Origin of the sequence: Mycobacterium sp. UM_11, from assembly GCF_001414075.1 — a bacterium.
Classification (GTDB): Bacteria; Actinomycetota; Actinomycetes; order Mycobacteriales; family Mycobacteriaceae; genus Mycobacterium.
On sequence record NZ_LATC01000057.1, the window covers coordinates 14,975 to 33,135 of the forward strand.

14 protein-coding genes and 1 pseudogene are annotated in these 18,161 nt (G+C 68.7%); 4 read left to right on the forward strand and 11 right to left on the reverse strand.

Translation table 11 applies throughout. The features are described from left to right. Positions 1 to 7 precede the first annotated feature (7 nt). The 3 genes from WU80_RS15390 (at position 8) to fadD1 (ending at position 4,986) form a co-directional block, all read left to right on the forward strand. The gene (locus WU80_RS15390) at positions 8 to 778 is read left to right on the forward strand and encodes an SDR family NAD(P)-dependent oxidoreductase (RefSeq protein ID WP_055403565.1); all 771 of its coding nucleotides are present in this window, start codon (positions 8 to 10) and stop codon (positions 776 to 778) included. A 114-nt stretch (positions 779 to 892) separates the two neighbouring features. After that, a complete protein-coding gene (locus tag WU80_RS15395) occupies positions 893 to 3,025 on the forward strand; it encodes an EAL domain-containing protein (protein ID WP_055403564.1) in 2,133 nt (710 codons plus the stop codon). A 317-nt stretch (positions 3,026 to 3,342) separates the two neighbouring features. Continuing rightward, positions 3,343 to 4,986: a fatty-acid--CoA ligase FadD1 gene (gene fadD1 / locus WU80_RS15400; RefSeq protein WP_055403563.1), complete on the forward strand. Its 1,644-nt coding sequence runs from the start codon at positions 3,343 to 3,345 to the stop codon at positions 4,984 to 4,986. A gap of 29 nt (positions 4,987 to 5,015) precedes the next feature. Here the strand turns inward: fadD1 and WU80_RS26405 are convergent. From WU80_RS26405 to WU80_RS15440, 9 genes and pseudogenes are all read right to left on the reverse strand, one after another. Then, a pseudogene (locus tag WU80_RS26405) lies at positions 5,016 to 5,102 on the reverse strand (MarR family transcriptional regulator); the annotation flags it as partial. Then, the gene (locus tag WU80_RS15405; RefSeq protein WP_055403562.1) at positions 5,099 to 5,521 is read right to left on the reverse strand and encodes a Zn-ribbon domain-containing OB-fold protein; all 423 of its coding nucleotides are present in this window, start codon (positions 5,519 to 5,521) and stop codon (positions 5,099 to 5,101) included. The gene WU80_RS15405 and the pseudogene WU80_RS26405, both read right to left, overlap by 4 nt. Further along, complete coding sequence (locus WU80_RS15410) at positions 5,518 to 6,687, reverse strand: thiolase family protein (RefSeq protein ID WP_055403561.1); 1,170 nt, start codon at positions 6,685 to 6,687, stop codon at positions 5,518 to 5,520. The genes WU80_RS15405 and WU80_RS15410 overlap by 4 nt, the downstream gene beginning before the upstream one ends. A 13-nt stretch (positions 6,688 to 6,700) precedes the next feature. Continuing rightward, positions 6,701 to 7,042 (reverse strand): hypothetical protein, encoded by a 342-nt coding sequence (locus WU80_RS15415; RefSeq protein ID WP_055403560.1) that lies wholly within the window; start codon positions 7,040 to 7,042, stop codon positions 6,701 to 6,703. Position 7,043: 1 nt separating this feature from the next. Beyond that, a complete protein-coding gene (locus WU80_RS15420; RefSeq protein WP_055403559.1) occupies positions 7,044 to 9,377 on the reverse strand; it encodes a CoA transferase in 2,334 nt (777 codons plus the stop codon). A 2-nt stretch (positions 9,378 to 9,379) separates the two neighbouring features. Continuing rightward, the gene (locus tag WU80_RS15425) at positions 9,380 to 10,717 is read right to left on the reverse strand and encodes an amidohydrolase family protein (RefSeq protein ID WP_055403558.1); all 1,338 of its coding nucleotides are present in this window, start codon (positions 10,715 to 10,717) and stop codon (positions 9,380 to 9,382) included. Positions 10,718 to 10,773: 56 nt separating this feature from the next. Then, positions 10,774 to 11,187, reverse strand: a complete 414-nt coding sequence (locus WU80_RS15430; RefSeq protein WP_055403557.1) for a Zn-ribbon domain-containing OB-fold protein — start codon at positions 11,185 to 11,187, stop codon at positions 10,774 to 10,776. A 5-nt stretch (positions 11,188 to 11,192) separates the two neighbouring features. Beyond that, positions 11,193 to 12,401, reverse strand: a complete 1,209-nt coding sequence (locus WU80_RS15435; RefSeq protein WP_055403556.1) for a thiolase family protein — start codon at positions 12,399 to 12,401, stop codon at positions 11,193 to 11,195. Positions 12,402 to 12,409: 8 nt separating this feature from the next. Further along, complete coding sequence (locus WU80_RS15440) at positions 12,410 to 14,635, reverse strand: acyl-CoA dehydrogenase (protein WP_055403555.1); 2,226 nt, start codon at positions 14,633 to 14,635, stop codon at positions 12,410 to 12,412. A gap of 153 nt (positions 14,636 to 14,788) precedes the next feature. Here WU80_RS15440 and WU80_RS15445 point away from each other — a divergent pair, with 153 nt between their 5' ends. Then, the gene (locus WU80_RS15445) at positions 14,789 to 15,376 is read left to right on the forward strand and encodes a TetR/AcrR family transcriptional regulator (protein WP_055403554.1); all 588 of its coding nucleotides are present in this window, start codon (positions 14,789 to 14,791) and stop codon (positions 15,374 to 15,376) included. Here WU80_RS15445 and WU80_RS15450 read toward each other — a convergent pair. Further along, entirely contained in the window at positions 15,314 to 17,224 is a 1,911-nt protein-coding gene (locus tag WU80_RS15450; RefSeq protein WP_369808538.1) for a pyruvate kinase, read from the reverse strand. The two genes, WU80_RS15445 and WU80_RS15450, sit on opposite strands and share 63 nt — an antisense overlap. A 136-nt stretch (positions 17,225 to 17,360) precedes the next feature. Then, positions 17,361 to 17,957 carry a TetR family transcriptional regulator gene (locus tag WU80_RS15455; protein ID WP_055403553.1) on the reverse strand — a complete coding sequence of 199 codons (597 nt, stop codon included), beginning with the start codon at positions 17,955 to 17,957 and terminating at the stop codon, positions 17,361 to 17,363. Between the last annotated feature and the right edge of the window lie 204 nt (positions 17,958 to 18,161).

The window sequence follows — 18,161 nt, forward strand, 5'->3', positions numbered from 1 at the left end:
CTTGGCCATGTCAGCTACGACGCAGCCGCTGCAAGGCCGGCGGGTCCTGGTCACCGGCGGGGCGACCGGCATCGGCGCGGCCGCCGTCGCGGCCCTCGGTGGGGCGGGGGCCGAGGTCGCCGCCACCTATCACCGCACGCCGCCGCCGGACGGCCTCGCGGCCGCCTGGCTGCAGTGCGACGTGCGCGACGCCGACGCCGTCTCGGCGATGGTGCGCACAACCGCCGAACGCCTGGGTGGGCTCGACGTGTTGGTCAACGCCGCGGGATTGTGGCAGGCCGGGATCCCCGGCTACATCGGCCCCGACGAGATCGCGTTCCTGTTGGACACCAACGTCAAGGCGACCATCCTGACCAACCAGGCCGCCCACGCGGTGATGAAGGAGCAGGATCCCAAGGGCGGCCGGATCATCAACTTCGGCTCGTCGGAAGCTGTTATGGGTAGCCCGATTTCGGCCGTCTACGCCGCGACCAAGGGCGCGGTACAGGCGTGGACGCGGTCGGCCGCGAAGGCGTGGGCGGGCGACAACGTCACGGTGAACGCGTTGGCCCCGGCGGTGCAGACGGCGGGCGCCGACCGGCTGCGCGAATTCCTCGGCCCCGACGCCAGCGCGTTCATCGACCAGCAGATGCAGATGATGATTCCGTTGGGCGGCGCGCTGGGGGACCCCGCACGGGATCTGGGTCCGATGCTGGTCTTTCTGGCCGGCCCCGGTTCGGGTTTCATCACCGGGCAGTTACTTGCGGTCGATGGCGGCCTGATGATGGTGGGCGGCTGACGGCCGGACCCGCCCGCAACGCCTCTCGGGGTGCGGCTTGCGTTCTGCCAATCGGCTGGCAAATCCGCCCGATTCCCGGCCCCCGGTCAGCATGCCTGGTTACCATCGTTCGCTATGGGCGCCGAGGAGCCGGGCGCAAACGGCACGGCCCGCGAGCCGGGAGATTCGGTGGAGTTGGTCACCACGCTCCTGGGCTTGTTGCGCCGCCGCCTCGGCCTCGACACGGCGTGGATCGCGTCGTTTCGCAGCGGCATGCAGGTATTCGAGGTATTCGACGGTGACGCCCGGCCCTTTGGCCTATCGCCCGGTGACACCGTTTCGCTGGCCGATTCGTACAGCGTCCGCGTCATCGACGGGCGGCTGCCCGCCGTCATCCCGGACACATCGGCCGACAAGACCGCTTCCCTGCTGCCGAAAACCCGCGAATGGGGCGTGGGCGCCTACGTCGGTGTTCCGTTGCTAGGCCCGGACGGTTCGGCGGCCGGCATCGTGGGTGCGGTCAGCCAGCAGCCGAAGCCGCAACTGGCTGACGTCGATCTCCGGGTCATCAGAAAGATGGCCGAGCTCATCGGCACTTTGATGGACATGCCGTTGGGGCCGACGAAAATCCCTACGGATCAGCACGATGGCATTCGCCGGATGGTCGCCGAGCGGGACTTCGAGATCGTCTTCCAAGCGGTGCACAGTGTCTCGACCGGCGAGGCGCTCGGCGTCGAAGCGCTCGCGCGCTTCCCGTGCGAACCGTTTCGCCCCGATCTCGTCTTCGCCGAGGCGGCCCTGCTGGGCTTGGACATCGAGTTGGAGACCGCGGTCGTGGCTCGTGCGCTGTCGCTGGTGCCGCAGCTGCCCGACGATGTATTCGTCGCAGTGAACATCTCCCCGTCGGCGGTGCTGCGCACGGAATGGACCGAGCTGCTCGCCGCGGTCGACCCATCTCGCCTCGTGTTGGAGATCACCGAGCATGACGCCGTCGGAAACTACGATGCCCTCGACGAGGTCCTGGAAGCGTGCCGGGCGCGCGGCATGCGGGTGGCGGTCGACGACGTGGGCGCCGGCTTCTCGTCGTTCTCGCACGTGCTGGAGCTGGCGCCGGAATTCATCAAGATCGACCACTCGATCACCCGCAACATCGACGCCGACGATGCCCGGCGGCATCTGGCCCAATCCATCGCGGAATTCGCCGCGCAGATCGGCGCGATTGTCATCGCCGAGGGGGTGGAGACCCAGGGCGAACTCGATGCCGTGGGGGCGGCCGGCATCCCGTGGGCGCAGGGTTTCTACCTGAGCCGACCCAAGTCCCACACCCACGGGTTTCCGGACGGCGCGGCGGTCGCCGAACCGATCGATCAGTCCCCGGCCATCTTCGACGTGCTGGGCGAGCGCCGGTTCGAGCTGGCGTTGACGCATTCGCCCATCGGCATGGCCGTCGTCGGCCTGGACGGCACGTTCCAGCGCACCAACCGAGCGCTGAGGAACATGTTCGGTTACGGTCGAAAGGCTTTGGCCGGCCTCACCTTTCAGGAGATCACGCATCCCGACGATCTGGATGCGGACCTGGCGTTGCTCGCCGAGTGCCTTGCGGGCCGCCGGCGGACTTACCGCATGGACAAGCGCTTCATCGCCGCCGACGGACGAATCTTATGGTGCGACCTCACCGTGGTGCTCGTCCAAGGGCCGCGTAACCAGCCACGCTGCTTCGTCTCTCAAATTCTCGACGTCACCGCCGAACGGATGCGAGAGGCCGAGCTTACTCGCCAGGCCACCACCGACACACTCACGTCGCTTGCCAACCGCTCCGCGGCATGGGGCCGGCTCGAGCAACTCGACGCGGCCGATGACGGCTATGGCCTGTTGTTCTGCGACATCGAGAAATTCAAGTCCATCAACGACCGGCACGGCCACCGGGCCGGCGACGAACTGCTGGTCGAAATCGCCCGCCGGTTACTCGCTGCCGTCCAAGACGACGGGCTCGTTGCCCGCTGGGGCGGCGACGAATTCCTCATCATCACCGACACCGTTGACGATCGCGGGCTCGCGGCGCTCACCGACCGCATCACCGGTGAGATCCAGCGGACCCGCATCACCCTCGCGAGCGGGATCGAGATCCCCATCGTGTTGACCGTCGGACGCGCGGCGCACCGATCCGGCGACGGCCGGTCCATCGACGCCGTTCTGGAGCGCGCAGACCAGGCCATGTATGGGCAGCGGCGCAGGCAAGCCGGCGCCTCATTCCTCACCGCCGGGTGAGCCGGGCGGCGGGCGGCCGAAGGGGCGGACACGCCGAGCGCGACTGCGGGGTTCGGCGAGGAGGTGTCGCGCCCGATTCCTGAGCAGTAGCAGCGACCTGTGCAACTCGAACAGCATGAGCCAATGGTGACCCGTTCGACGCCGATGCGTCCGCTGTACACGCACGCCTCGATGGGGAATCGTGGAAGAAGTTGCGATGACGGGTTGCCCAACGCGAGGCGGTGACGGACCGGCTTCGGACCCGGCCAGACCACCGTTACGATAAGACGGACCGTCTCGTCTCGTAGGGCTAGGCAGAGCAAAGGTGACTCCGACCGATGACTGACGACACCATCCAGGCGCTGCTGCGCAAGCGCCTGTCCGATCCGCGGACCGCGGTGAAACACCGCAGTTTGCAGTGGAGTTGGAGTCAGTACCTGGCCGGCGCGTCGGCGCGGGCCTCGGCCCTGATAGCGGCCGCCGACCCGGACCGGCCCATGCACGTGGGCGCACTGCTGGGCAACAACCCCGAGATGCTCAGCCAGATGGCGGCGGCCGGCCTCGGCGGTTATGTCCTGTGCGGCGTTAACACCACGCGGCGCGGCGAGGCGCTCGCGGCCGACGTCCGACGCGCCCACTGCCAGTTCCTGGTGACCGACGCCGAACACCGCCACCTGCTCGACGACCTCGACCTCGACGGGACACACATCCTCGACACCTCGACGCCGGAATGGACCGAATTCGTCAAGGACGCCGGTGAACTCGTCCCGCACCGGCAGGTCACCGCGATGGACCCGTTCATGATGATCTTCACGTCGGGCACCAGCGGAAACCCCAAGGCGGTGCAGGTATCACACCTGATGGCTGCGTTCGCCGGGCTCAACCTGGCGCAGCGCTTCGCGCTGTCCGAGCGGGACACCTGTTACGTGTCGATGCCGCTGTTCCACTCCAACGCCGTCGTCGCGGGATGGGCGCCCGCGGTGGTCTCGGGCGCCGCGATCGTGCCGGCGAAGTTCTCGGCGAGCAGCTTCCTCGGCGATGTCCGCCACTACGGAGCGACGTACATGAACTACGTGGGCAAGCCGCTGGCCTACATCCTCGCGACGCCGGAACGCGACGACGACGCCGACAATCCCCTGCGGGTCGCGTTCGGCAACGAGGCCAACGACAAGGACATCGAGGAGTTCGCGCGCCGCTTCGGCGTCCAGGTCGAGGACGGCTTCGGCTCCACGGAGAACGCCGTCATGGTGATCCGCGAACCCGGCACTCCGAAGGGCTCCATCGGCAAGGGTGCCGACGGGGTTGCGATCTACAACAGCGACACCGTCACCGAGTGCGCGGTCGCGCGCTTCGACGCCGACGGCGCATTGGTCAATGCCGACGAAGCCGTGGGCGAGTTGGTCAACACGGCCGGCTCGGGGTTCTTCACCGGTTACTACAACGATCCCGAAGCCAACGCCGAGCGCATGCGCCACGGCATGTACTGGTCCGGTGACCTCGCCTACCGGGACGCGGAAGGCTGGATATACCTGGCGGGCCGCACCGCGGACTGGATGCGGGTCGACGGCGAGAACCTCACCGCGGCCCCCATCGAACGAATCCTGTTGCGGCACAGCTCCATCAATCGCGTCGCGGTGTACGCCGTTCCGGACGAGCGGGTGGGCGACCAGGTGATGGCCGCGATTGTCCTCAACGAGGGACAGACCCTCGACCCCGCTGCGTTCGAGGCGTTTCTCGACGCCCAGGCCGACCTGTCCCTGAAGGGCCGCCCGCGCTACGTCCGCATCGCCACCGACCTGCCCAGCACCGCCACGCACAAGGTGCTCAAGCGCCAGCTGATCGCCGAAGGAACAACCGTCGGCGAAGACGAGCTGTTGTGGGAGCGCGAACCGCGCGGGACCGCCTACGCGGTCGTGGCGCCTGAGTCGGGCTCTCGGTCACCGGGCGGCGGATCTGGCCCTTCGACCGTCGCACCCGTTTGACCGGATCCCGCGCTGTCCCAGCGGCGATCGGTGAGCTGCTCGTCGTTGACGGCCAGCACACCCAGCACCGGGTAGGCAGTTACCCGCAGGCCGTTGCTGGTTCGCCGTGGGCTCATGGCGATTCGGTGAAGTAGGGCAGCGTCACGCCGGGACCGACGGGGTGGAACTGCACCCGGACGCGCATGCCGATGCGCAACTCCTCCGGCGGGACGCCGACGACGTTGGTCAGCATCTGGTAGCCCTCGTCCAGGGTGACGATCGCCGGCGCGTAGGGCGGTTCGAATTCCGCCGTCACCGGTCGCCGAACCACGGTCCAGCTGTAGATCTCGCCGAACCCGCCGCCGCGCTCCCAACGCACCTGCGCCGAAAGGCATTCGCGGCAGTGCTCGGTCGGCGGAAAGTTCGCCAGGCCGCAGGCCTCGCAGCGTTGATATCGCAACTCTCCCGACCGGCAGCCCTGCCAGAAGGGGACGCTGAGCGGGCTGGTGGCGTGGGGCACGGGGCCGGTTTGTGGGCGCAGGGCATCGGCGGTCACAGCGGTTCGTCCCCCAGGATCAGCAGCGTGGTGAACAAGGCCCCGGCTCCCCCGTTGCTGCACAACGCGATATGCGCATCGGGTACCTGCAGTTCGCCGGCCTGGCCGCGCAGCTGCTGGACGGCCCGGACGGCCCGCTGCATCATCTGCGGATTGGAGCCCGCATGGCTGAACGACATGGTTCCTCCGTCGGTGGTGATGGGGTGGCTGCCGTCGATGGCGATGTGCCCGTCGGCGACGAATGGTCCGCCCTCGCCGTCGCCGCAGAACCCGAACGCCTCGAGTTGGCGGATGATTTCGAACGAGAACGGGTCGTAGAGTTCCAGGACGTCGACGTCGCCGGGCCGCAGGCCGGCGTGAGCGAACGCGCGCTGGGCCGCGCGCCTGCCGACCACGCCATTGACGTACCCGCCGTTCCCGTCCCGCCGCCCGGCCAGGTCCCACGCCGGCGGGTGCTGGTAGGACGGGCCGTGGAAGTCGGCGCCGCTGCCTAACACGTAGACGGGTTGGCTTGCGCCGTCGGTCTTTTCGACGTTTGCCACGACCAGCGCGCACCCGCCCTCGGAGGTGGTGGCGCAGTCGAGGAGATGAAACGGGTCGGCGATCGGCCGGGAGGCGGTGATGTCGTCGGGCGTGAAGGGCCCGCGCCCGTAGTACACGGCTTCGGGGTTTCGCGATCCGTTGTTGCGGATGGTCGCGGCCACCATCGAAAGTTGTTCGCGCGTCGTGCCGTAAACGTGCATGTGGCGGCGCGCGATCAGCGCGAACTCGGCGGCGGTGAACATCCCCCACGGCGCCACGAATTCGTTCTCGGGCCGGGTCCACGGTGCCGTCGCCTCGTGGTCGCGGTACTCCCCGGCCTGGGCGGCGACAAGCACCACCACATCGGCCATGCCGTGCTCGATGGCGGCGGCCGCCTCGGTGATCATGCCCACCCCGAACGCGAGGCCCTGCCACGCCGGTCCCAGGCGCAGGTCGTAGATCAGGGCGGTGGACAGTGGGCCCGCGCTGATGCCGTCCACGTCCTCGAGGCGCAGGCCCGCATTGTCGAGCGCACCGCGGATGGCCGCCAGCGCCAGGCTGCGTGAGGTCTCGCCGTCCAGGCGTCGGCCCTGCCGGGTGTTGTGCACCCCGACGATCGCCGCCGTGCGTCTCGTGGTTGCCACTTCGGTCCTCGCTTTAGTTTTCGTCCGCCACGACACCGAGATACGTGCCGACGACGTCGTATCGTCGCCCGTCGCGGGAGATGGTTCCGATCGTCGTGGTCCGAGCACCCTCGGCCGCCGCGGCCCGGTCCGTCGCCGTTTCCACGATGTCGATCCGCACATCCACGGGCCGCGCCGTCTGCGGGTCGGTGATCTCGACGACCATTGCCACCGCTCGCTCGTGCTCGTCCCACTCGACGCTGGTGATCCGGTGCCGGGCGGTCAACTCCATCACCACCGACTCTCGGCGGACCAAAAACCGTACCGGCGCGCACAATTCGCCGGGACGGGGCGGCACGCACAGGGTTACCGCCATGTCACAGGCCTGCCGGCCGGGTGCTGATGGTCCCCGATTCCCGCAGCGCGGACAGGTCGTTGTCGGTGCGCCCCAGCAGGTCGGTCAGGACCTCTGCGGTGTGCTGGCCATACAGCGGCGAGGGCCGGCGAATCCAGCGGCGCGGTTTGCCGAGGAACGTGAATGGCATTCCGGTGCAGAGGAACTCACCGGCTACGGGGTGATGGACGGTCTCCCAGAATCCGCGCGCCTGCAGGTGCGGGTCCCGAAGCAGCTCGGGGGCCGCCGTGACCCGCGCGGCGGCCACTCCTGCGGTGCGCAGCGCGCCGACGGCCTCGGCCACCGAGCGCCGGGCCGCCCAGTCAGAGATCAGCTTGTCGAGTTCATCCGGTTGCTCGTGCCAGTCGCTGGTGCGGAGATCCCGCCGGCCCAGCAACCCGGCCAGGCCCGCGCGCGCGGCGTCGTCCGTCGCGGCAAGCGCGACCCACTCGTCATCACCGTGGCAGCGATAGACCCCCTGCGGCCGGGCACCGGGCCCGCGATTCCCGTTGCGGCGCATCTCGATTCCGTCGCGCGAGTACTCCACCAGCATCTCGGCGGCCACGTTCAGCGCCGCTTCGACCATGGTGGATTCGACGTGCATTCCGGTGCCGTCGCGGTCGCGGATGACCAGCGCGGCCACGGCGGCGAAGGCCGCGTGCAGGCCGGCGATCGGGTCGCACACCCCGCGAGGGATGACCGGGGGGCCGTCGGCGTGTCCGGTCATCCACGCCATGCCGGTCGCCTGTTCCATCGTCTGGGCGAAACCCACGCGGTCGCGCCACGGACCGTCGAGGCCGAAGGCGGGCATTCGCACCATGATCGCGCGGGGGTTGGCCGCGCGCACGGCATCCCAGCCCAGGCCGAAGTTCGTCATCACCCGCGGTGAGAAGTTCTCGACGACCAGATCGCTGGCGGCGATGAGTTCGAGGGCGAGGGCGCGGCCCGCGTCGGTGCTCAGTTCGACGCTGACGCCGCGCTTGTTGTTGTTGCTGCACAAGAAGACCGGGCCCCACTCCCACCACTGATCCCAGCTGGATGGGCGGCCCGCGGAAAACCTCATGCCGTCGGGGCGGCGGACGCCCTCGACTTTGATCACGTCGGCACCCAGCGCGCCCAGCAGTTGCGTCGCAACCGGCCCCGCCCAGAAGGCGGTGAAATCGGTTATCCGGGTATCGGCCAGCGGCAGGGCGTCGGTGGCGGAACCCGCGGGCCGCGCGGGCCTTGACGGCCAGTGGATTCGGCCGTTGTCGGCGCCGAGTCGAGGCGGCCGCCCGGGCGGCCTGGTGATCATCGCGTCGCTGCGGTAGGGCACCCGCGGCGCAAGGATCCCGGCTTCGGATTCGACGAACACGCCGCGTTCCACGAAATGGTCGACCTGGGGCAGCATCTCGGGCGTCGCGATGGGGGCCACCGGGATTCGGAATGCGACCGCGAGGTCGACGATCTCCTGCGTGGTGCGGGACTGGGTCCACTGCGTGACCATGCCGAGGAACTCGTCGCGGCGGGCGACGCGCCCGTCGAACGAGGCCAGGTCGGCGTCGTCGAGCAGATCGGCGCGGTCGATCAGCACCAGGAAGTCCTGAAACTGCTGGGCGGTGATGGTGCAGAAGCCGACCAGGCCGTCGGCGGTGGGAACGATCGACGGCAGCTCCAGACTGCGCTGCCCCAGTCGCGAATCCGCGCCCAGCACGCTGGCCGACATGGCCGACAGGCCGCCCATCGCGATCACCATGGCCTCATAGGTCGAGACGTCGACGATCTCCCCGCGTCCGCCCCGCGCGGCGTGCCGGGCGGTCGCGGCGGCGACCGCGGCCGCGAACGTGCCGGCCAGCCACTCACCCAGCTCACCGCCGGCCTGCACCGGTTCGTCCTCCGGCCAGCCGCGCCCGGCGGTCGAGCCGCACAACGCCTGCAGGATGAACTCGTTCGCCGCGACGCGGTCGTCGACGTACGAGCCGGTTGTGCCGAATGGGGTCACGGCGACCACCACGGCCGACGGGCCGGTGTGGGCCGTGATTTCGTCGAGTGTCCACCCGTCGGTCAGGTCGGTCAGCACGATGTCGGCACCGGCCAGCAGCGTCGCGACCTCCGCCGGGTCGCCGTTGGTGACCGACCTCTTCCCGGCGGCCAGATAGCCGAACAGGGCCCCGGGCGGCCCACCCGCGGACCGCCGACGCAGCGAATCCCCCTGCGGCGATTCGATTTTCACCACGTCGGCGCCGGCGTCGGCGAACATCTTGCCGCAGTAGGACACCGCGATGCCGTTGGACACCTCCACCACGCGCCAGTCGGCGAACGGTGCCTGGGGTGTCACGTTCAGTTGCCCAGCGTGGTGGCGCGCCCCGAAATGCCGGGAGCCTCGGCCGTGACCTGCGCCTGCAGGGCGAACTGCGTCATCCGGGTCCAGGCGTCGCGATCACGCTGGCTGGCGCGGCGGCCGACGTGCGTGACCACGTCGACGTCGGTAGCCTGGGCCCGCAACTGACCGGCGCGAGCGTGCTCCTTCGGGATGTGCCGGAACGGGTCGAATGAGTAGGCGGCCATGGCGTTTTCGTGCGTGATCTTGTCGATCACCGAATCGTCGAGATGCCCCATGGTCTCGATGACGTCTTCCGGGGCGAACGGCCAGTTGCTGTCGGAATGGGGAAAGTCGGACTCCCAGCACAGCATGTCCTCGTTGAACCAGTCCATGTTGCGCACGCCGACCTTGTCGCTGATGAAGCACGTGTAGAAGTGCCGCTTGAACACGTCGGCCGGCCCGCTGTAGCCGGGCGGGAACTTGGCCAGCGTCCAGCCCGAGTGGCGGTTGAAGACGTGCTCGGCGCGCCAGAGGAAGTACGGCATCCAGCCGACGTCGCCCTCGGTGAGGGAGAACTTCAGCTGCGGGAAGTCCGCCCAGAACTCGGCCCAGATCAACTCGGTGAACGTGAACATGCTCATCATCGACGACGCCGTCATCTGCACGCTGGGCGGGGCGTCCGTCGACACCTGGGGGGAACGCGACGCGGAGCCGACGTGCGTGCACAGCACCGTCTTGTGCTCGCAGACCGCCTCGAACAGCGGGTACCAGTACTTGGTGTGAATGCTGGGCATCTGCAACGCCTCTGGGTTCTCCGAGAACGTCACCGCGTGACAGCCCTTGTCCGCGAGCCGCTTGACCTCCTTGGCCGCCTCGGCCACGTCGAACAGCGGCAGGATGCCACAGGGGATGAATCGGCCGGGGTAGGCGGCGCACCACTCGTCGATGTGCCAGTCGTTGTAGGCCTTGATCATCACCAGGTTGACCTCGCGGTCGGGACCCTGGTTGAGGACCTGGCCGGAGAAGCCGGTGAAGTTCGGGAAATTGAGGCCCGCCAATTGACCGCCCGCATTCATGTCCCGGACCCGCTCGTCCACGTTGAAGCAACCCGGCCGCATCTCGTCGTAGCGCGAGGCGTCGATGTTGTACATCTCCCGCGGCTTGCCCGCCACGGCGTTCAGGCCCATGTTGCGCCCGCGGACCTCGCCGTAGTACCACTGCTGCACGCCGTCGGGTTCCAGGACCACCCGCGGTGCGCGGTCCTTGTATTTCGCGGGGAGGTGCGCGTCGAACATGTCGGCGGGCTCTGCGATGTGGTCGTCCACGCTGATCAGGATCAAGTCGTCCTTGTGCATGCCGCGCTCCTCACCGAGATAGCGATTAGACTAATAGTCCCTCATCAGTGGCGCCCTCAGTCGGCGGGCGCATACCGCAGCATCGTGACGTCATGCTCCGGGTAGTCGAAGAACACCGGCCTGACCCGCATCCCCACCCGCAGGTCGGCGGGGTCGACGTCGACCATCTCGGTGGAAAACCTGGGCCCCTCGTCCCATTCGACAATGGCCAGCAGCTGCGGGACGGCGTCGGCGAAGTGCGGACTGACCGGCCTGCGTGCCACGGTGTATGAGTACAACGTTCCCATGCCGGAGATCTCCCGCCACTCGAGGTCGTCGGCGAGCGTGCCCGGCGCGCGCACCCGCGGGTAGAACACATAACTGCCCAGCGAGGGCGAGTACTGGATGACGATGCGATGCTGCGCCAGCGCATCCCAAAACGGCGCGCTGGTGGGGGTTTTGACGGGCATCGGGCGCTCGAGAGTGGCCATGTCGATCAGTCCCCCTCGAGGATCAGCGTGGTTTGCTCCGACAGGATGCCCCCGTTACCGGACACGAAGGCGCGGTGGCAGTCGGCGACCTGGGCCGCACCCGCGCGGCCCATGATCTGGCGCGTGGCGTCGCAGACGTGGTGCATGCCGCCGGCCAGGCCGGCTTGCCCGAAGCCGAGTTGTCCCCCGGCCGTGTTGAGCGGGAAATCACCGCGGAAGGTCGTGTCGTGGCTGGCGACGAACTCCATGCCCTTGCCCTTCTCGCAGAAGCCCGCGTCCTCCAGCGACAGCAGCACGGTGATGGTGTAGCAGTCGTAGATCGACACCATGTCCATCTGCTCGCGGCTCAGCTCCGTCATGGCGAACGCGGTGTCGGCGGCCTCAGCGATCGGCGTGTGCAGCAGGTCCTTGGCGTACGTCGGGGTCTTGAACGGCACGTGCTCGCCGAATCCCTTGATCCACACCGGTCGGTGACGCGCGCGGCTGGCCAGATCGGCGTTGGCGACGACGACCGCGGCGCCCCCGACGCAGGGCATGACGATCTCCAGCATGTGCAGCGGGTCGGCGATCACCGGGCTGGCCAGGACGTCGTCGACGGTGAGCGGCTTGTCCTTCCAGATCGCGCCCTCGGTGTGGTTGGCGTTGACCCGCTGATCGACGACGATCTTGGCCATCGCCCGCTCGTCGTACCCGTACACGGCCGCGTAGCGCTGGGCGACCTGCCCATAGGGCCCGTTCTGGCCGAGGTTGCCGTAGGGGATCTCGAATTCGGCCTGGGGAGAGCCGTATTGGTTGCTCGACGAACCGAAGAACATCGCGTCCACCATCGGCCGGGGCTTCTTCTTCGACGAGGGGGTGATGTAGCGCGCCGGCAGCGCGCACAACACGGCGTCACAGATGCCCAGCTCGATCGCCGCGGCCGCCCGCCACACCATGGCGGCGGCGCTGGCTCCGCCGAGGTCCACGTGTTCGGCGAATCGCGCCCCGACGCCGAGGTATTCGGCGATGGTCGACGGCACGAAGATCTCCGACTCCGCCAGGTGCGACGCCACGATGCCGTCGACGACGTCACCGGGCAACCCGGCATCGGCGAGGGCGGCCGCGGAGAGTTGCGCCCATTGCTCGATGGCGAACGGCGCGGGCGTGGCCTTGTTGAGCCGTTCGGGCGGCAGTTCGACGTATCCGACGATCGCGGCCTCTCCGCGTAATCCCATGGGCCGTCCTACTTTCGGGGTAGTCCGAGGATCATCTGCGCGATGATGTTCAGCTGAATCTCCCGGGTTCCTCCGCCGATCAGCTCGGCGGGCAGGTGCAGGTACCGCTCGACGATGTCCGGGTCGGAGTCGGCGACCATCGCGGTGCGCCCGGTCAAGCCCAGGGTGGCCTCGAACGTCCTGCGCAGCAGCACGTTCATGGCCACCTTGGCGATGCTCGACGCCGGGCCGGATGCCTGGCCGTCGAGCAACCGGATGGTTTCGCGCACCCCCAGCGCCTTGATCGCGTTGGCGTAGGCGTCGAGTTCACCGAGTGCGCGCAGCGCGTCGTCGCGGTCCGGCCCCGGTTCCGCCGCGAGCCGGCGCAGGGCCGCCGCCCGGTCGAACTTGACGTAACCGCTGATGGCCGAACGCTCTTCGGCCATCGTGGCGATCGCGAGGTTCCAGCCGTCGCTGGGTGCGCCCAGCAACATCTCGTCGGGGACGAAGACGTCGTTGAGGAACACCTCGTTGAAGTGCGCCTGCCCGGTGGCCGTTTTGATCGGCTGGACTTCGATGCCGGGCGAGGCCATATCCAGGATGAAGTAACCGATGCCACGGTGCTTGCCGGCTTCGGGGTCGGTGCGCGCCAGCAGGGCGCCAAGGTCGGCGTACTGGGCCAGCGACGTCCAGATCTTATGGCCGTTGATCCGCCAACCGCCGTCGACCTTGGTTGCCCGGGTGGCCAGCGACGCGAGGTCGGAGCCGGCGCCCGGCTCACTGAACAGCTGGCACCAATGAATCTCGCCGCGTTGGGTCGGCGGAATCAGCTTTTCCTGCAGGTCTTTTGGTGCGGCGGCCAGCACCGAAGGCAGGATCCACTCGGCGATGTTCAGCGACGGCCGGACCAGCGCGGGTCGCTTGGCGAACTCTTCGTCGATGATGAGCTGCTTGAGGGGACCCGCATCGACGCCCCACGGCGCCGGCCAGTGCGGCGCGATCAGCCCGGCATCGGCCAGCAACGTGCGCTGGGGCCCGGAGGCCTGGTCCGGGTAGTCGCCGTGCGGTGCCGGTATGTCGTTGGCCAACTGCATTGCGGCGTCAAGGGTCTCGGCAACCCAGGAACGGAAGTGCGCTTCCGCGTCCCCGAGGTCGACCGACATGTCGCGCTGCTGCGTGCAGGTCAGCTGACCGAGGCGCCGGGCCCAGCGATTCGCCGGCCCGATCGACGCCGCGAGGCTGATCGCCCGACGCCAGTAGAGATGCAGATCGTGCTCCCAGGTGAATCCGATGGCCCCGAACATGGTCAGCGCGTCGAGCACCAGATCTGGCACGGGTGCGATCGCCATCACCGCCGCCCCGGCGGCGGCCATGCGGTGCTGGTCGATCGGTTCGTCGACGGCGCGGATTGCGTCCCAGGCTGCCGCCGTGGCCAGTTCGCTGCTGACCAGCAACATCGCGGCGTTGTGCTGCAACGCCTGGAAGGTGCCGATCACCTTGCCGAACTGTTCTCGGCTCCGCAGGTGCGCGGTGGCCGCTTCCACGCACCACTGCACGATGCCGCTCAACGCGCTGGCCAGGAGCCCCAACGTCACGCACCGAGCGCGGTCGGGATCGATGCCGGTGAGCACCTCGGAGCCCGCCGCGCGGTAGTCGTCGAGCCGCAACACCCCGGCGTCGGCGACGAGGTCCGTCCCGTTCACGGGTTCCGCTGTCACCGTCGGCTTTTCAGCGTCGACGGCCACCCAGACCACGCCTTCGTCGTCCCCACGGGCGGCGACCAGGACCGTCTGCGCGGCGCACACGCCGGCGGTGACCTCCGACGCGCCGGTGACCGACCATCCTCCGCCCTCGGCGCGCGCGCGGAAGTCGCCGTCGTCGGGCAGCACGACGGCGGCGATCGCGCCCGCGGCCAGGCCCCGCACCAGTGCCTCGGCGGCGGGTGTCGTATCGGCCAGCAAGGCGACGGCCCCCGCGGCGACCGTCGGCAGGAGCGGCCCGGGCAGTAGCGCCTTGCCCGCCGCCTCCAGGACGCAGGCGGCGTCGATCAGCCGGCCGCCCTGCCCGCCCAGGTTCTCGGGCACGTGCACGGCGTGAAAACCGTTGCCGACGAGGGCATCCCACCATTCCGGGCGCCGGCCCGCCGCAAGATCATCGAAACTGTCTCGCGTGGCGGCGATGGGGGCATGCCGGCCGGCGAACTGTCCGACCGCATCGCTGAGCTCCTGTTGCTCCGGGCTCAATCCCAGGGTCACGACGACGGCCGAGTGGTGACTGAAGTTGGCCGCACCGACTGCTACCCTTCCGGCTAGAATGCCCTTACAAGACGGACCGTCTCGTCTTGTGGCAGACTACCGGGGCCAGTCAGGATATGTAAAGCGGGCCACCGCAGCAGCGAGGATCACCCAATGCCAAGCGATCTCACCCAGACGACCCCGCCGAGGCGTCGCAGCGAGAAGTCGCGCACGGCGATCGTCACCGCCACCCGCGAGCTCCTTCTCGAACGCGGATTCGACGGCCTGAGCATCGAGGCCGTCGCCGCCCGGGCCGGTGTGGGCAAGCAGACCATCTACCGCTGGTGGCCCAGCCGCCCGGCGCTGGTTGCCGACGTGATGCTCGAGGATGCCGACAGGCTGCTCGCATCGGTCAATCACACCGACGACCTGGCCGCCGACTTGGTCGGCTGGGTGCGAAAGCTCGCCAGAACTCTGACGACGGCCCGCGGCGCGGCGATGCTACGCATCCTGACCGTCGCGGGCATGGAACACGAGGACACCGCCGTCAAACTGCGCGCCGGGTTCAGCGAGCCCCTGTACGAGAGCGTCCGGGCCCGGATCCTCGCCGACGGCATCGACGGCAACATGGCCGAGTCGGCCGCGGACGCGATCGTCGGGGGTGTCGTCTATCCGATCCTGTCTGACCCGCAAGGGTATTCACGACGCCGAGCCGAGCTCACGACCAGGTTCATCGTCGACGCCCTGGGCCGCCGAGGCTGACCAGGACCGCAATGGGCGCAGCAACGCGTTCTTCTTGTAATAGTGGTCCGCCATGCGCCGCATGATGTTGTCCAGCACGGTGACAGCCTCGTCGAGGAAGGGGCCCTTGTTCAGCATCACGCACTCGGCCCGTTCGCTCATCGCCGCGTCGCTGATCTCGGCGCGCGAGGGCAGGCCGGTCTTGGCGAGTTGTTCGAGAACCTGCGTCGCCCAGATCACCGGCAGGTGTGCGGCCTCGCACAGCCACAGGATCTCCTCCTGCAACTCGGCCATCCGCTCGTAACCGCACTCCACCGCCAGATCCCCCCGAGCGATCATCACCCCGACCCGGGGCCGGCGCATCGCGGTGAGCAACAGCTGCGGCAGGTCTTCGAACGCGCGCCGGGTTTCGATCTTGAGCACGACGCCCAACCGGTGCCCGTCGAGCCGATCGAGTTCGTCGAGCAACCGCTCGACATCGGCCGGATTGCGAACGAACGACATCTCCACCAGATCCGCCAGTTCCACCACGGCGGCGAGGTCGGCGACATCGCGGTCCGTGAGCGCCGATATCGGCAGATCGGTGTCGGGCATGTTGATGCCCTTCCCCGCCTTGAGGCGGGCCTCCCCCTGCTCCGGACGGTCGATACGCACGGTGAGCGCCTCGCGGGCGACCGACACCACCCGGCCGCCGATCTTGCCGTCGTCGAAGTGGACGGCGTCACCCGGCCGGGCATGGACGAACGCCTCCGCCAACGTGCATCCGATCCGGGGTTGGCCACCGGTCGGCGCCGGTGAACAGTCGCGGGTCAATTCCAGCAGGTCTCCGGCGCGGACCGACAGGCTGCGCTCCTTCTCCGGAAGCGGGCCCACTTCCGTTGCGTCGTCGGTGTTTTCGGCGCGCAGCACCGTCCCGCTCACCAGGTAGGTCGTCCGCCTGGTGGCGACCACGAATCCACCCGGGGCAGCCTCCAGAACGAGTCGCCGCCGGGATCCACGGGCGTCCCGCAGCGCCAGCACGTCGCCCGCCCCGCGGCTGGCCAGCCACGGCGCCGGCACCGTAACCACCGCCATCCCGGGTTCGGGTGGGTGCGCCGGCGCCTCGGTCGACGTCAGCCACGCCCGTGCCGGCGCGACGACCCGGCCGAGATCATCCCGGCGCGGACGCAGCTTCAGCACGCGAGGACCCGGCTGCAGTGGCCCGGTCCGCAGCTTGGGCCCCGCCAAATCCATCGCCACCAAGCAGGTCGTGCCGGCGCTGGAGGCCGCGTCCCGGACATGGCGGGCCATGGCCCGCCAGGCCCGCACGTCGTCGTGGGCGCAGTTGATGCGCGCGATGTTCATCCCCCGTCGCACCAACTCGCGCACCAACTCCGCGTCGGTCGCGGCCTGCGACGGCAGCGTGACCATGATGCGCGTCATGCGATGCGCCGGCCGCGGCCCAAGCAACTCCACCGTGCGTTGCCGCAACATCGTCTGCCCCTGCTCGATCGGCACCGCCGACGGTGGCGGCGGCTGCCAGTTCCCGTCCGCGATGGCGGCGACGGCGGCACGGACCGCGGCGAGTGTGGCCTGGACGTGCGCTTCGCTGCGACCCAACGACGACAGGCCGAAGTCCGCCAGACTCGCCTGCAATTCGCGTAGGTCGAACTGGCGAATCGCCCAGTAATGCACGAGGTTTCGTGCGCTCGCCCGGTGTTCCGGTGCAATGGCCGGAAGCCACGCCGCCCAGGAACGCTCCGCGTCCCGCAGGCTGGTCAGCAGGCCGTCGATCTGCTCGAGCAACCCCGCCAGCCGCCGCTTGACATCGGTGTCGGCAGATTCCCGGGTGCTGGGGATCGATTGGCCGACCACACGCTGACCAGACACGGGAGCTCCCCATTCTGTGGCTTGACGGCCACACAGTGTTAACGTCGGCGTAACGCTAAATGCTCGAATCACCAAGGCACACAGGAAGTTACCGGCGCGACGGGCATCACGACAGGGACATTGGTCCCCAATACCGCTACTGCCGCGGCTGTCCGATCGTCACGGCGGCCAGGCCCTTGCTCACGCGATCCGGCAGGGATCCCCCGTGGCTCAGCCAATCGTCGAGGGCGATGCGCACGGTCGCCATGGCCAGCGCACCGATCAGGCGCGGCCTGGGGTCCTGCGGCGCCAGTCGCGGCAACCGCGGCGCGATGAGCTCGGCGATCGCCAGCTCGTAGCGCACATAGATGTGCAGTGTCCACGCGTCCAATGTCTCGGAAGACCTTGTCAGGGTGGCTAATTCGCGAATCTGGTCCTCGATGTCGGCGAACCCGCCGGCCAGCTCCCCGAACGCGCCGACGACCGCGTCGGTGGCGCTCAGGTCTTTGGGCTGGGCGGCCAGGGCGGCGGTGATGCGGTTGAGCCAGTGGACGGTCATGCCCTCGGCGACGGCGTCTTCCTTGGAATTGAAATAGCGGAAGAAGGTCGCCCGCCCGATGTCGGCCGCATCGGCGATGCGCTCCACCGTCGTGCCGGCCAGCCCGCGCTCGGCGACCAGCGCAGCGGCGGCGGCGGCGATGCGCTGGCGCATCGCCGTGCGCTTCCGCTCGGCCAACGACGTCGTGACAGCCATTCCCCACCCTTTTCCGCGAATCGACCCCTAAAGCGTAAGACATAGTCTTAGCATGAGACGATGTCTCAAGACTCCGATTCGTCCGCTCAGGTGGCCCCCGACGCGCGGGCCGCGTGGCAGTTCTTCCAGCAGATGGTCGCGGACGTCACCAAGATCGTGGCCGAGGACGCCGAGTCCGAGCGGGAACCTGTCTCTTATACACAT

Excerpts from the sequence above, each read along its gene's own strand:
- WU80_RS15390 (WP_055403565.1), top strand. The coding sequence starts at position 8 with ATGTCAGCTACGACGCAGCCGCTGCAAGGCCGGCGGGTCCTGGTCACC.
- WU80_RS15395 (WP_055403564.1), top strand. The coding sequence starts at position 893 with ATGGGCGCCGAGGAGCCGGGCGCAAACGGCACGGCCCGCGAGCCGGGA.
- fadD1 (WP_055403563.1), top strand. The coding sequence starts at position 3,343 with ATGACTGACGACACCATCCAGGCGCTGCTGCGCAAGCGCCTGTCCGAT.
- WU80_RS15415 (WP_055403560.1), bottom strand. The coding sequence starts at position 7,042 with ATGGCGGTAACCCTGTGCGTGCCGCCCCGTCCCGGCGAATTGTGCGCG.
- WU80_RS15425 (WP_055403558.1), bottom strand. The coding sequence starts at position 10,717 with ATGCACAAGGACGACTTGATCCTGATCAGCGTGGACGACCACATCGCA.
- WU80_RS15430 (WP_055403557.1), bottom strand. The coding sequence starts at position 11,187 with ATGGCCACTCTCGAGCGCCCGATGCCCGTCAAAACCCCCACCAGCGCG.
- WU80_RS15435 (WP_055403556.1), bottom strand. The coding sequence starts at position 12,401 with ATGGGATTACGCGGAGAGGCCGCGATCGTCGGATACGTCGAACTGCCG.
- WU80_RS15445 (WP_055403554.1), top strand. The coding sequence starts at position 14,789 with ATGCCAAGCGATCTCACCCAGACGACCCCGCCGAGGCGTCGCAGCGAG.
- WU80_RS15455 (WP_055403553.1), bottom strand. The coding sequence starts at position 17,957 with ATGGCTGTCACGACGTCGTTGGCCGAGCGGAAGCGCACGGCGATGCGC.